The organism is Streptomyces sp. NPDC018833, assembly GCF_044390825.1.
Lineage (GTDB): Bacteria > Actinomycetota > Actinomycetes > Streptomycetales > Streptomycetaceae > Streptomyces.
Genome location: NZ_JBIRZM010000018.1, coordinates 52,254 through 65,956 on the forward strand (window position 1 = coordinate 52,254; position 13,703 = coordinate 65,956).

The 13,703-nt window shown below is 70.7% G+C and carries 11 protein-coding genes and 1 pseudogene; 2 read left to right on the top strand and 10 right to left on the bottom strand.

Annotated elements, in window-relative coordinates:
* Nucleotides 1–101 precede the first annotated feature (101 nt).
* The 6 genes from ACH5AF_RS29175 to ACH5AF_RS29200 form a co-directional block, all read right to left on the bottom strand.
* Entirely contained in the window at nt 102–1,658 is a 1,557-nt protein-coding gene (locus ACH5AF_RS29175) for an RNA polymerase sigma factor (RefSeq protein WP_398905675.1), read from the bottom strand.
* 339 nt (nt 1,659–1,997) lie between these two features.
* Nucleotides 1,998–2,885, bottom strand: coding sequence for a FadR/GntR family transcriptional regulator (locus ACH5AF_RS29180; RefSeq protein WP_398905677.1), 888 nt, complete (start codon nt 2,883–2,885; stop codon nt 1,998–2,000).
* 206 nt (nt 2,886–3,091) lie between these two features.
* The gene (locus tag ACH5AF_RS29185; protein ID WP_398905678.1) at nt 3,092–3,523 is read right to left on the bottom strand and encodes a hypothetical protein; all 432 of its coding nucleotides are present in this window, start codon (nt 3,521–3,523) and stop codon (nt 3,092–3,094) included.
* Between the two features lie 781 nt (nt 3,524–4,304).
* Complete coding sequence (locus ACH5AF_RS29190) at nt 4,305–5,069, bottom strand: NUDIX hydrolase (RefSeq protein ID WP_398905679.1); 765 nt, start codon at nt 5,067–5,069, stop codon at nt 4,305–4,307.
* Between the two features lie 97 nt (nt 5,070–5,166).
* Complete coding sequence (locus tag ACH5AF_RS29195; protein WP_398905681.1) at nt 5,167–7,110, bottom strand: glycogen debranching N-terminal domain-containing protein; 1,944 nt, start codon at nt 7,108–7,110, stop codon at nt 5,167–5,169.
* A 232-nt stretch (nt 7,111–7,342) separates the two neighbouring features.
* Nucleotides 7,343–8,830 (bottom strand): DUF4192 domain-containing protein, encoded by a 1,488-nt coding sequence (locus ACH5AF_RS29200; RefSeq protein WP_398905683.1) that lies wholly within the window; start codon nt 8,828–8,830, stop codon nt 7,343–7,345.
* Between the two features lie 111 nt (nt 8,831–8,941).
* Here ACH5AF_RS29200 and ACH5AF_RS29205 point away from each other — a divergent pair.
* A pseudogene (locus tag ACH5AF_RS29205) lies at nt 8,942–9,246 on the top strand (DEAD/DEAH box helicase); the annotation flags it as partial.
* Nucleotides 9,247–9,602: 356 nt separating this feature from the next.
* Here the strand turns inward: ACH5AF_RS29205 and ACH5AF_RS29210 are convergent.
* The 4 genes from ACH5AF_RS29210 to ACH5AF_RS29225 are packed head-to-tail and all read right to left on the bottom strand — an operon-like array spanning nt 9,603 to nt 12,229.
* Entirely contained in the window at nt 9,603–9,872 is a 270-nt protein-coding gene (locus ACH5AF_RS29210; protein ID WP_398905685.1) for a hypothetical protein, read from the bottom strand.
* A gap of 13 nt (nt 9,873–9,885) precedes the next feature.
* Complete coding sequence (locus ACH5AF_RS29215; RefSeq protein WP_398905687.1) at nt 9,886–10,578, bottom strand: hypothetical protein; 693 nt, start codon at nt 10,576–10,578, stop codon at nt 9,886–9,888.
* An 11-nt stretch (nt 10,579–10,589) separates the two neighbouring features.
* Complete coding sequence (locus tag ACH5AF_RS29220) at nt 10,590–11,714, bottom strand: N-acetylmuramoyl-L-alanine amidase (RefSeq protein ID WP_398905689.1); 1,125 nt, start codon at nt 11,712–11,714, stop codon at nt 10,590–10,592.
* Nucleotides 11,711–12,229, bottom strand: coding sequence for an MmpS family transport accessory protein (locus ACH5AF_RS29225; RefSeq protein ID WP_398905691.1), 519 nt, complete (start codon nt 12,227–12,229; stop codon nt 11,711–11,713). Before ACH5AF_RS29225 ends, ACH5AF_RS29220 begins: the two co-directional genes overlap by 4 nt.
* Nucleotides 12,230–12,588: 359 nt before the next feature.
* Between ACH5AF_RS29225 and ACH5AF_RS29230 the strand changes: the two genes are divergently transcribed.
* Complete coding sequence (locus ACH5AF_RS29230; protein WP_398905693.1) at nt 12,589–13,407, top strand: hypothetical protein; 819 nt, start codon at nt 12,589–12,591, stop codon at nt 13,405–13,407.
* The last annotated feature ends 296 nt before the right edge of the window (nt 13,408–13,703 follow it).

The following is a 13,703-nucleotide window of genomic DNA, read 5'->3' on the forward strand; positions in this document are numbered from 1 at the left end:
CGCCGCACCCTCGCCGGGGCCCGGGGCACGACCAAGGGTCCGGTTCCCCGCAGGGAACCGGACCCTTCCAGCCGTATGCAGGCAGCAGGTGCAGCGTCGACCTAGTCGAGGTAGTCGCGCAGCACCTGGGAACGCGACGGGTGACGCAGCTTCGACATCGTCTTGGACTCGATCTGACGAATGCGCTCACGCGTCACGCCGTAGACCTTGCCGATCTCGTCCAGAGTCTTCGGCTGCCCGTCCGTGAGTCCGAAACGCATCGAGACCACGCCGGCCTCCCGCTCGGACAGCGTGTCGAGCACCGAATGCAACTGCTCCTGCAACAACGTGAAGCTGACCGCGTCGGCCGGGACGACCGCCTCGGAGTCCTCGATGAGGTCACCGAACTCGCTGTCGCCGTCCTCGCCGAGCGGAGTGTGCAGCGAGATCGGCTCGCGACCGTACTTCTGGACCTCGATGACCTTCTCGGGGGTCATGTCGAGCTCCTTGGCCAGCTCCTCCGGGGTGGGCTCGCGGCCCAGGTCCTGGAGCATCTGACGCTGGACGCGCGCGAGCTTGTTGATGACCTCGACCATGTGCACCGGGATACGGATGGTGCGGGCCTGGTCGGCCATGGCACGCGTGATCGCCTGGCGGATCCACCAGGTGGCGTACGTGGAGAACTTGTAGCCCTTGGTGTAGTCGAACTTCTCGACGGCACGGATCAGACCCAGGTTGCCCTCCTGGATGAGGTCCAGAAAGAGCATGCCGCGGCCGGTGTAACGCTTGGCCAGCGAGACGACCAGTCGGAGGTTGGCCTCCAGCAGGTGGTTCTTCGCGCGGCGACCGTCCTCGGCGATGATCTCCAGCTCGCGCTTGAGCTTGGGGGCGAGCTTGTCGGAGTTCCCCAGCTTGTCCTCGGCGAACAGGCCCGCCTCGATGCGCTTGGCGAGCTCGACCTCCTGCTCGGCGTTGAGCAGGGGGACCTTGCCGATCTGCTTGAGGTAGTCCTTGACCGGGTCGGCGGTGGCACCGGCGACGGCGACCTGCTGAGCGGGCGCGTCGTCCTCGTCGTCGTCGGAGAGGACGAAGCCCTTGCTCTCGCCTTCGGTCTCCTCCTCGTCCCCCTTGCCGCCGGGCTGGACCTCCTCGAGCAGCTCCTCGCCCTCGACGACCTCGTCGGCGTCCTTCTTGCCCGCGGTCTTCTTCGCCGCGGTCTTCTTGGCGACGGTCTTCTTCGCCGCGGTCTTCTTGGCCGCCGTCTTCTTGGCGGCGGTCTTCTTGGCGGTAGCGGCGGCTGCCGACTCGTCGGCCGTGACGTCGACGGTCTCGGCCGACGGCGCCGCAGTGGCGGCGACGGTCTTCGCCGGAGCCGTCTTGGCGGCGACGGTCTTGGTGGCGGTGCGCTTTGCCGGGCTCTTCGCTGCGACGCTCTTGCGGGCGCGCTTCGGCGACTCCGCTGCACTGACCATCAGCGTCACACCCTCTTCCTCGAGGATCTGGTTGAGGCTGCGCAGAACATTCTTCCACTGGGTTGGCGGAATCTGGTCAGCCTCGAAGGCCCGACGCACGTCATCGCCGGCGATCTGCCCATCAGCCTTTCCCCGCTCGATGAGCGCCATCACAGACTCGGACTCGGCGATCTCCGGCGGGAGCGTACGGGATGTGCTGGCCGACACGAACAACCTCTCGGAACGATGGAAAACGGCTTCCGGCCCCGCCCATGATCGGGCCGGAGCCGACGACCACCGGGCTGCGGATGTGCCGGTGGCGCGGGCGGAACCTCGGAGCTGTCACAGCGCCGTCCACGGCGGCTGTATTCCCTCCTCGGCTGTCACCTCTTAGGTCATCGCACTGTTTCGAGGAGTGTTACGCCCAATTCGCGTGGCCCGAGTCACACCCCATATGCCATGAAACGGTCAGATGGGGACATTCACCGCACAGCGTGTCGCCGGATCCCCGTGGAATCCGGCGACACGCTGTGCGTACGCCTCCGCACTCCCCGGCCGCCGAGGCGGTCAGTGCTCCCGCGGGGCGGGAACCACTCGTTCCACTTCCGGGTGAACCGTGAGCAGTTGCCGCATGGCCGATTCGGCGGCCTGCGAATCGCCCGAGGCGAGCGCTTCGACGATTCGGCTGTGGTGGGTGAGGGAGGCCTCGGTGGGGTGGTCACAGCCCGTGACCGGCCCTCCGGACACCTGGAGGGCGGCGGAGACGATTCCGGAGAGGTGCTCCAGCATGCGGTTGCCCGCGAGCTGGATGAGCAGCGAGTGGAACTCGGCGTCTGCCCGCGAAAAGGTGAGGCCGTCACCCTGGGCAAGGGCATGCCCCATGATCTCGACCATGTCGCCGAGCCGCTGCTGCACGTCCTCGCGGCCGTGGCCGGCGGCGAGGCGGGCGGCGAGCGGCTCGATCGTCCAGCGCAGCTCGTTCAGCTCCCGGCGCTGGTCGTCACGCTGGGGGCCGAAGGCGCGCCATTCGATGATGTCGGGGTCGAGCAGATTCCAGTCACTCACCGGCCGCACCCGCGTACCGACATTGGGACGGGCGCTGACCAGGCCCTTGGCCTCGAGAACGCGCAGCGACTCACGCACGACGGTGCGGGAGACCTCGAATCGCTGGCCGATCTCCTCGGGGACGAGCGGGCGGTCGGCACCGAGGTCGCCGGAGACGATCATCTGTCCCAGCTGCTGGACGAGTTGACCGTGCAGACCACGGCCGCGGTTGCCTGCCGCGCGGCGGGCGACCCGGCCGAGCTCCGCGTTCCCACCCTCCCAGGAGGGAGGGCTGACACGGTCGGCGCCCGGCGACTCCGCGTAGGGGTATCGGTCGAGTTCGCCCGGGCCTGCGAGGCCGGTCTCGGAGGGGCGGGCGGCGGTCATCATGGTGTGCGCAAGGGTACTCACGCATCCTTTGTCGGCTCGGCTTCGAATCCCCTTGAGGTCTTTGGTGAAAAGCACACGAAAGGGTGATCGGCGCCCACCCCGCAATTGACGCCTTATCGTAAGGAATCGGGCATCCTCAGGGGAGTTGCGAGCAGCCCGACCCTAACCGGTCGACCTCGATCACCAAGGTGCCCTACATCGAAGCGCCATGAACAGATATGCGCAGATCAGTGCCGACAACGACAACACCACTGTCCCTCGGACCGGTTGCGCAACCACCTGCAGCCACTGCCAACCCAGCGCTCCGGCTCACGCGGCAGCCGCACCCAGGCCATGTCGTGGAAGCGGCCCGGGAGCCCGGCGACCGATCGAACTGCCGGACCCAGCAGCGCGAACTCGACGAGCGGCGCGATCAGCACCGGCACCGCCAGAACCGCGGCAACCCCGGCTGCGGTGGCCCTGAAGTCGCCGGCGGCGAGCAGGCCCGCCGAGGCGCAGCCCACACACAGGCCCGTCCAAGTTGCGGCGAAACGAGGCCACTTCGTGGGCAACACGCCCAAGCCGGCGCCGTAGGCCGGGCGCAGAGCCTGGACATCGGCTGCCACCACCACAGTCGCCAGCAGCACGGCAGCGGCGGCGGTCACCGCGAGTTCGGCCAACAGCAGTCCCGCCCGCCAGGGCACGGCCCCGGATCGCGGCGAGTGCGGGGTAGCGGAACTCCTCGCAGAAGGACAGCGCCCCGACCAGCCCGGCGCCGGGCGCGCGGGAGGCAGCGGCAGGACACCGGGCCAGGCGGCGAAGACGCTGGGCGACAGAGCGGCCCGGGCCGGGCGAGCAGCACGCACAGAGCGAGGGAGGCGGCGACCGCGGCGACCGCGATCAGCGGCGAGTACGGACGCCGAGGAGGCGACGCAGCTCGTAACGCACGGTCCACCGCGGACTGCGCGCGGTCGGCGGCGGTTGGGAACCCGCGGTTGCGCGCTTGTCGGGGCGGTTACGGGGCGGGGGCAGGAACTCGCCGGATCGGTCGGGTGCGAGCGGGCGACGGTCGCGGGGGCGGTGGGGTGCGCGGCGGAGGTGCCGGACGCGGGGGCCGTGGGGTGCACGATCGCGGCGGCGTTGGGGTCCGCGGAGGCGGAGGCGGGGGTGTGGGCAGCCGAGGGGGTGGTCGCGTCGACGCCCGCGGGGGCAGGCGCGCCGGCAGCGGCGGGGCGGTCACCGCAGTGGGCAGGGTCGCCTGAACGGTGCCGGTGCCCGAAGGGCTGGCCGGGGTGGTGTCCGGCTCGACGAGGGGGTTTCCTGCTGTGCCGTGATGCGGGCGGTGGCCGGGCCGCCGACGGCGGCCAGCAGTCACCGAACTCCTCGGTGAGCCGGTGCACGAGCACGCCGTGGCGATAGGCGGTCTCCCCGATCTCGGTGCTACCCCCGGCGGATCAGGGGTCAGACCTCCGGACGGAGCATCGGCGGGTTGAGCAGGGTGGCCCCGCCGGCCCGGAACAGCTGCGCCGGACGACCTCCCTGCCGGGTGGTCGTGCCGCCCGCGGGCACCAGGAAGCCCGGCGTACCGGTCACCTTGCGGTGGAAATTGCGCGGGTCGAGGGCCACGCCCCACACCGCCTCGTACACCCGCCGCAGCTCCCCGACCGTGAACTCGGGCGGGCAGAAAGCCGTGGCCAGTGACGAGTACTCGATCTTGGAACGGGCGCGCTCGACTCCGTCCGCGAGGATCAGCGCGTGGTCGAAGGCGAGCGGACCCTGCTGCTCGTCCGCGCGCGCGAATCCGTTCTCCTGCCCGAGCAGATCCTCCACCGGGGCCCAGCGGGCGCTGTTCGCGTCACCGCCGGCGCGGGGGGCCGGCAGGTCGGGTGCGAGGACGAGATGCGCAACGCTGACCACACGCATCCTCGGGTCGCGCTGGGGGTCCCCGTAGGTGGCGAGCTGCTCCAGGTGGGCCCCGTTGGCCGGCGCGGGTGAGGACGGGTCATGGGCGCAGAGCCCTGTCTCCTCCGCGAGCTCGCGCGCCGCAGCGGCAGCCAGGTCCTCCTCGGCCCGGACGAACCCTCCGGGCAGCGCCCACCGCCCCTGGAACGGCGGCTCCCCGCGACGCACGACCAGTGCACAGAGGGCATGGCGGCGCACAGTGAGCACGACCAGGTCGACGGTGACAGCAAAGGGCGGATAGGCCGACGGGTCGTAGGGAGACATGCCGCGATCATAGTCGTCTGCCTGACGATAAAGACACCCTTCCTCATCTCCTGCATCCGTTTCCTCAGCCGCTCGCACCGACCCCCACCATCTCCCGTCACACACCCAGCTGGAGACCCTCGCCGGCCTCCTCGACCATGCCGAGGCCGAGCCTGCTGACCCGGACGGCGAACGGCTCCCCGCCCACGCTCAGCCCGGAGATCTGCACGGCTCCGAGCGGTGCGCTGCGCATCGGATGCAAGGCGACGCTCCCACCGGGCGCATCGGGCCGGATCCCGGCCGGAACGACGGCCAGCCGGACGGAGGCTGCCGCGGCCAGGGCGGCCGGCCGGCACGCGGCCGGATGCGGAACCGGAATGCCGCCCGCCCCGCGCTGCACTCCGGCGAACATCTCCGGAAGCCGGTGGCCGAACCGGTCGGAGGCATCGAGCACGCCGCGGAGGAGAGAGGAGGCCTCGTGCTCGAACCCGGCGGCCGCCAGCCCGGCGATGGCGACCACCGTCTCGTGGACCCGCACCGCTCCGGAGCGGTGGCCGAAAGGGTTGTGGCCCTGCTCCTTCGCTCCGAGCGATCGCAGACCCCAGCCCGAATGCAGTGCCGGGCTGTCGAAGAGGCGGGCCAGCTGCTCGGTCTGCGCCTTGTCGAGCAGTCCGGCCGCGTGCTTCCCGCCGCCGAGCAGTCCGGTGTCGAGCAGGTGCGCCGCCCCCGCTCCCATCTGCGGCACGGGCCGACCGCTGGGCAGTCTGCCCGCGGCGGGGCGACCCCCGCCTGGGTCGTCGAGCCAGAACTGCTCCCGGAATCGGTACCGCAGCTGCTCTGCCCATGCCCGCCAGAACCCCGCTCCGGGGCGGCCCGTTGCCTCGAGAACATCGGCGCCCAGCAGCGCGGCCCGGTGTGCGTGCGCCTGGGTCTCGGCGCGGTGGAAGCCGGGGGTCCCCGGCTCGGCGAGCAGGACCGTCTCCCCGGCAGCCCGCCGCAGCCACTTGAGGCAGCCCTCCACCGCGGGGAGCAACTCGGCCAGGTCCCGCTCGGACAGACCCCAGCGCCAGGCTTCCGCGACGACCGTCGGAAACGCCAGGGTCGCCTCCATGCCCGTGCACATGGCGGGCAGGTGCGGCCCGGCGTCACGGAGAGGACCGGGAATGTGTCCGAAGTCGGCACCGGGACCGGTTCGTTGCGTGCGGGCGATGCTCCGGAGGGTCGCGGAGGCGAGCCGCGTGGTGAGCGGCAGGACCATCCGGGCGGCCCACAAGGCCTCCGCGGGAGCCGTCCTGCAGCGCCACGGCACCCCGGCCGCGAGAGAGGCGTCCGCCGGATGCGCCGGATCGCGGTCGAGCAACGCCCGCAGATCGCCGACCGCGGTGGCGACGAGCGCCGCCGGACGGGCGTCGTCGCATTCGAGACCCGGTTCCGGGACGAGGGCTCGGGCGGCCGGGCGGGAAAGGCCGGGCGCGGGCTCGGTGCCGTGGCGGGCGGCACGCGCGCGCACCCGCAGCTCGATGGTGCGTGAGGCTCCTGGAGGCAGCTCCAGGTCCCACCGCAGGACTCCGGCGGAGGCGAGTGCGTCGTGCGGGGCCGGGTCCGCGGTGACGGTCGCGCCGACGCCGCCCCCGTCGGGGCCGGCCGACCAGCGCAGGCCCGAGTCGTGGACGCTGGCGGGCAGTTCGGGGCCGGGGCGTCCCGCGGCGATGGCTCCCAGCTCCGCGAGATCCGTGCCGAGGACGATCTCGACCGGCAGGCTGAGTGTGCGCGCCGCCGCACTGCGCAGCGTGATCCGCTCCGTGCCCTGGGCGTCGCGGGACCGTTCGACGACGACCTCCGGATCGGGGCCGCTCTCGGAAGGAGTACGGACGACGGCCAGGAACTCGGCGACGTCGGCGGACAGCAACCGGCCCTGCAGGGCAAGTGGTTCGCGGCCATGGATGCGCAGCCGGCAGCGGGAGAGCAGCCGTCGGCCCGACCGGTAGACGCCCTCGATTCCGTTGCCGCTGAGCTGGCCGTGCTGAGGCGACACCGCCAGACACGGCAGGGCGACGCACATGATCGCCTCGTGCAGGGGTGGCAGATCGGGTCTGCGGCCTGGAGCCGGCGATCGGGGCACGGCTCCGGAGAACTGACCTGCGGGCGGGGACGGGCGGCGAGGTGCGCTGGGGGCCATGGGTGGTCTGCCACGCCTTCCTGACACGTCGGACAGCCGCTGCATGCGGGACGGCACGGGCCGTACCGGCCCGCCGCCACGATGAACGGCTGCCGGGGCGCCCAGGTCACGGGCGTCACCGCCGGCTCCTGTTGCCGCGCTGCCCGCTGCGCCTGCCCACGTGCGCCTGGGTCCCCCCGGCGATCGTGCCACTACGGGAGCCGGCGGCGGGACCACGAGCGGCACGAGCGGCACGAGCGGCACGAGCGGCACGAGCGGCACGAGCGGCACGAGCGGCACGAGCGGCAGAACGAACCCGGGCGGAGCGCCGCCGGTGGCGGGGGCGCTGCACCTCGGCGGCCGTCGCCGCAGCCGACCGATCGGCCGATGCCTGCCGGTCGGGGATGTCCTGGTCACCGGCGGCCGGACTTCCGGCCGGGGAGACGGCGACCTTCGGCTGGTCGCCCGGCGTGGGCCAGTCCTGCTCCTGGCGCAGACAGTGCCGCAGCGTCTCTGGGTCGAGGCCCTCGTTGCAGGCCTGGTGGAGCAGTCGCGCGAAGACGTACTCCGGGTCTGCGCGCAGGGCGAGACCAAGGGCGACCCGCGCCGCAGGCTCGTCGCCGAGGGACCATGACACCCAGCCCGCGAGCGTGAGCGGCGCGGCCGCGTGACTGTCATAGCTTCCGACGCATCGCCGGGACAGAGCGCGCCACAGACGAAGCGCCGGAACGGCGTCGGGGCCCTCCATCCATTGAGCGGCTCGGTCCCGGGTCCGGCGGTCCTGGAGACCGAGGATCAGTTCGGCTGCCTCCTGGTGGGAGATGAGCCGGTCGTCCACCTGGTCGGCCTCGCCGGATGCGGCCGTCCGCGGGCTCTGCGGGGTTTGCGGGGTCTGTGCCAGCCGATCCAGCAGGGCCCGGGCCAGCTCCAGGGTGTCCGCCGCCAGCTGCTGTCGTCCCTCCTCGTCCAGAATCCGAGGCACGAGGGCCGTGCCGGCCTGGTCCAGGGCCCGCTGCTGATGCTCCATCGCCTCCCCAGTGGTCCAGGGCATCAGCCGGGCCTCCATCTCGCTCAGGCTGCCCCGCACTTGAATGCCGGCATAGGCGGCGGCCGCTGCCATCACCGATGTGCCCGGAAGGGCGAGTGGCGTGCCGCCGGGCGGGCAGCAGCGCGCGTCGGGGCAGCAATAGCTCCAAAAGCGGCCCTCGGAGATGCACAGGGCCTCGTACACGGGCACCTCGAGTGCGCCGCAGGCGGTGCGCAGGCGCTGGGCCAGCGGGCGCAGCCGGTCCATCACATCCAGTCCGCCCTCGCCGTCCGCCGGCTCCTGGCAGAGGAACACGACGATCCCGTCGGGGCGCGGCCCGCGGCGCTCGCTGCCGTGGATCAGGCACTCGGCGAGTTGCCGCGCCACCGGCTCCCATTCGCGCGGCGAGCGGGGGATGCCGAGCCTGAGCCGGCCACCGAACCGCCCTCGGCCGCCGTGCAGGGCGACCAGCACGATCGAGTCGCTCGGGTGGAAGCCCATCATGTACGGGAGCGCATCGGCCAGTTCGGCAGGGCTGCGCAGGGTGACCTGCTGGTCGCCGGCGGATCGGGCGGCGAAGTCGTGATGCTTGTTCATGGCAGGACCGTCTCGCGGAGCAGCAATCTGCCGCGACCCCTGTGGATAACTTTGTCCACAGGCCCGGCCGCTCGTTCGCGCTTTGTCGGTGCCATCGGGTTGCATGGGGGCATGACCAACGCAGACCGTGCGGAGCTCAGGGCCGCCGCCGATCCGTACTCGCCCGTCTCGTCAGTGACCCCTCAGGCTCCGCCCGCCTGCGCGAGGACCAGTGGCGTGCCATCGAGGCGCTTGTTGCAGACAAGCGCCGGGCACTGGTCGTCCAGCGCACCGGCTGGGGCAAATCCGCGGTCAGATTCGTCGCCACGTCCCTGCCGCGGGCGGCCGGCAGCGGGCCCACGGTGATCGTCTCACCGCTGCCGGCGCTGATGCGCAACCAGGTCGAGGCCGCCGCCTGGGCGGGTATCCGGGGGAGGCGGAGACTGTGCGCCCTGGACGCTGATTTCGGTCAGCAGGGGCGCGTTGGGGTCCGGGGGGTGCCGCTGTCGACGACCTTCTGAGAGAGGCTCACTTGCCGCCCGTACGGGCTTGCGTGGACCTGAATGGCTGACTGGACGACGCGGGGTCGCGTCGGATGGGTCGCCGAGGCTGACGGGGAGAGTGACCATGTCCCTTTCCCGCAGCGGCGTGTGCACCGTCACGCTTCCGTCCGCCGAGGCCCGACCTGTGCGCCGAGCCTCTTCTTCTCCCCCGCGGTGACCGTGCCCGTGATCAGCTCAGTGGACACCCCGTCCTACCGCCACGGCGGTCAGGACGCGCCCCGCGCTCGGCATCAGCCGGCCAGTTCCCCGTTGGCCGCAGCCACCGCGCTGCTGTTCCGCGTACGGACACCGTTCAGCTTGTCCTGGTGCTCGGCGATCTGCGCCTTCTGAATCTTCGACTCCTCGGCGAACCACACCGCGACCAGATCGGTCTTCTCCTTGCAGTCGATCTCCGCCAGCGCGACGGCGATCTCCTCCTTCGATGCCGCCCCGCCGTCTGCGTGCGGCGCGATCTCCGTCGCCTCGAACGGCGTGGCAGCCGTGTAGCCTTCGGCCTTCATGCACTGCGACCAGTCAGCGAGGGCCTGCTTCACGGCCGGGGCCCGCATGGACTCGGTGAAGCTGTTTCCGTTCAGTTCGGAGACGAAGGCGAGGTCCTCGGACGTGGGCTGCTTCAGCTTGCCCTTCGCCCACCCGGAGCAGCCGCCCTTGTGTCCTGCCCTTGTAGGACTCGGGTTCGGCGGCCGGGGCCGCACCAGGCGCGGTCGGATCGGCGGGCTTGGAGTGCCCGGTCAGCACCTGAACCTCTTCGTCCGTCAGCTCGGGCATCGTCTGCCGCACCTGGTTCGTCAGCGCCTCGGGCAGGCCGTACCCGTACTGGGCGGCGGACTGACCGTCGGTGAGCCCGTATCTGCGCTCCATGTTGGCGTCGTTGTCGTTCGGCGGCGGTGTCGTACCGGCCAGCGGCAGCTCTATGGAGAAGCCGTAATCGGCCATGCATCTCTCCTGGAGCTTCCGCGACGCCTGGTCCAGGGTCACGGTGTCCTGGTAGGTCTGCATGTACGCCTCCAGCGGCAGAGACAGGCCCTTGGCCAGGCCCCGCTCCGGAGTTGCCTTGGGCCAGTTCTCCTTGTCCACCATCGGCTTGTTCTCCGCCACCGGCGTGGCACCGGCAGTGCCGGTCGCCGTGCCTGCACCGCATCCGGTGATCAAGGCGGTCGCCGCTGCCATGGCCGCAGCAGCGGCAGTGCGCTTCTTCCAGTTCATGGTGATCTCCCCTATCCGTGGTGGCGGTGGCTCAGGCGAAGTGCTGCGATGCGTTCTCGTTCTTGAGCGCCGAGATCAGGTTGGTGAGATTGCAGTCGCCGTAGGGCTCTCGGTGGGCGAAATACTGCGAGGTGCCGCCGTAGCCCGAGTTGTAACAGGCCGTTGTCGGCGGCCGCGGTGAGCTGGATGGTGCCGGCGGCGTCGTAGCCGTACAGGCCGAGCTTCCAGGAGGCGACCGCGGCCACCGCGTCGAGCACGGGCTGCGAGGAGATCGCGTCGTTGTAGTTGCCGAGGACGGCGACTCCGGTGGTGTCCGTGTTGAAGCCGTAGGTCTGCGCGCCGACGACCGGCTTGTCGATGCCGCCCGCGCGGCCCTCGAAGACGGTGCCGCACTTGTCGACGAGGAAGTGGTAGCCGATGTCGTTCCAGCCCTGACCCTGTACGTGGTAGAGGAAGATCGCGCGGATGATGTCCGGGGACTGCTCGCAGGTGTAGTCGTTGGTGCCCGCCGTGTGGTGGGTGAACACCACCTTCGTGTCCGTGGCGTACGTCGCCGGGTCCTTGACCAGGGACTCGTCGGCGCCCCAGCCCGAGCGCGGGGTCACGACGGGCTGAGGAGCCGTGCTCGCGGTGGCGGTGGAGGCGTACGACGTGGAGAAGGTCGCCCCGGTCCCGTCCGGGTCCACCAGCTCGACGCGCATCCCGCCCGGCAGCTTGCCGTGCTGCCCGGTCACCCGGACCTGTACTCCGTCGGACGGTCCGGTCCACAGCGGTTGGGTTCCGGCGCGCACCCCGCCGGCTTCGGCATCGGGCCCGACCTCGGGCGTACGTGTGTCGAGTTCGAGCTCGCGCCAGCGGGACCAGACGCCGGTGGCCCGGTCGCGGGTACGGACCTGCGCCGTGCCGCCGAGCTCGGCGCGCGGGTCGTTCCAGGTGACGCCGAGCATGCTGAACGGCTCTGTGCGCCGAGCGGGCAGCGACCGCTCGGCGGAATCGGAGCCGTGCAGCGCGATGCTCCGCACTCCGGCCGGCATCTGCGCCGCCGGCGTCACCGGGGAGGTCAGACCGAGAGCGGCGAGGGCGACGGCGGTGGCCGCCACGATCCTGGCCGTACGACGCAGGAGGTGCGGGGTCACTGTGCTCCTTCAGGCGGTGCGGACGCTTCCGGGGTGGGGAGTTCACTGCTGCACGTGGTCCGGCCGAAGGTGCCGGTGGCGGTGGCGCGTTGGACGTGCTTGCCGCGTACGGCCAGGGTGCAGCTGGCCGTGCCGCCCTTCTCGCCGAGGGTGACGTTGACGATCGGGGAGGCGCCGAGCGGCACGCTCACGGTCTTCCGCCACGGCAGGCCGGCCTTCGTGACGACATTCGCCTTGTCGTCGTCGGCCCCGCGGTAGGAGATGTCGGCCGCGCCCTCGCCGAGCACCTCGTAGGTCACCTCGGCGGTGGGCGTGGTCGCCCGCCTGTCCGCCGGGTCGTCATCGGAGTCGAGGACTCCGTAGGTGACGAGCGCGCCGCATGCGAGCAGGAGAGCCGCGGCGACGGCGATACCGCGGCGGTCGATGCGGCGGTCGTCCGGGGTCCGGGAATCCCCGGTGGCCTCTGGGGTTTCGGACTCGTCCGGTCCTGCCGGTTCTTCGGTCGTCGTCGGCATGGCCCAGCTTTCTCTAGACGTGAATTCGGATGGGTTATACACCATCGGATTCAAGCGATGCCAGGCAGCGGAAATTTGGGAACAAGGTGAGCCCAACGATATCAACGCGGTCAGCGAAATGTCCTAAATGGACAATGAGTTGACGGTGCATCAACTCCGTGCTGAAGATCCTCCCGACACGATCACGCTCACCTCCGGCAAGGCCGATTTTCCGCATGCGAAAGGTGGCCTTGTTCGGCATGCCCTGAGGTGCTCCGGTCGAGGTCAGGTCCACCGTGACCGGCGACGGAGTGCCCGCGCCGGCATGTCGGTGCGCCCTTTTCGCCCAGTGCGGGACGGGTGCCGATGAAGGGAATGGCGTGAGAATGAGATACGGGCGGGCAATAGCCTGCCTCGTGGTCTCGGCGGTCGCCGGGACCATGCTGCCACAAGTCGCTTATGCGGCACCCGTTTCAAGTGATAACGACAAGGGTATTGTCGATTCCTTCGCGGGCTGGTTCTCGGAGGACGAAGACGAGCCGGGCGGGCCGGAGGAGCCGTCGACCGGTGGGACTCCGACGCTGCCGAGCCGGGAGAAACTGCCGAAGGGCAAGACGGCCGCGAAGCCGAAACGCGTTGCGGAACTGACGGCCAGGCGTACGGCGAACGCCCGGTACTGGCAGCTGTCCGACGGCCGGGTACAGACCGAGGTATCGGCGGTGCCGACCGGTTACCGGTCGGGGAAGTCCTGGAAGGACATCGACCCGACGGTCACGGCGACCGGCGCCAAGGGCTACGCCTTCGGCAACACGACAAATGCGGCAGGCAGTTGGTTCGGCTCGGATGCGCGGCGGCTGCTGCGGTTCGAGGCCTCCGGCACCGGCGCCACCGGCCGCAAGGTCTCCTTCCTCTACACCCAGGAGGGACTGCTCGGCCGCATCACCGACGGTGACGGCTCGGCGCAGCCCAAGGTGTTCAAGTTCCGCTACGACGCGACGCAGGGCAACAAGAACGCCAAGCTGGTCGAGGCCACCGACCCGCGGGGCAACGGCACGTCGCTGGACTACTACTACCCCAGCGAGAGCGACGACCCCAAGGATCACTGGCGCGCCCAGGGCATCACCGACCACCTCGACGGCATCACCGCCTTCGACTACGTGCCCAACACGACGACCCGGCGTTCACCGACACCTCGGTGACGGATGCGGAGGGTCACGCGACCCACTACACCCTGGACGACTTCACCCGGCCGGTGCGCACCACGAACGCCAAGTCCGAGACCACCAAGATGACGTGGGACGCGGACAACAACGTCAGCGTGTTCGAGGAGGCCAACGGGGCGAAGACCGCCTACTGCTTCGACCCGAAGACCGGTTACCCGCTCTGGCAGCGTGACGCCGAGAGCAACAAGGCCGGTCTGCCCGCCCAGAGTGAATGCGCGGTCGGCCAGAAGCCGACGAACGGGGTGGTCTACGAGTACCAGACCCGTGGCGAC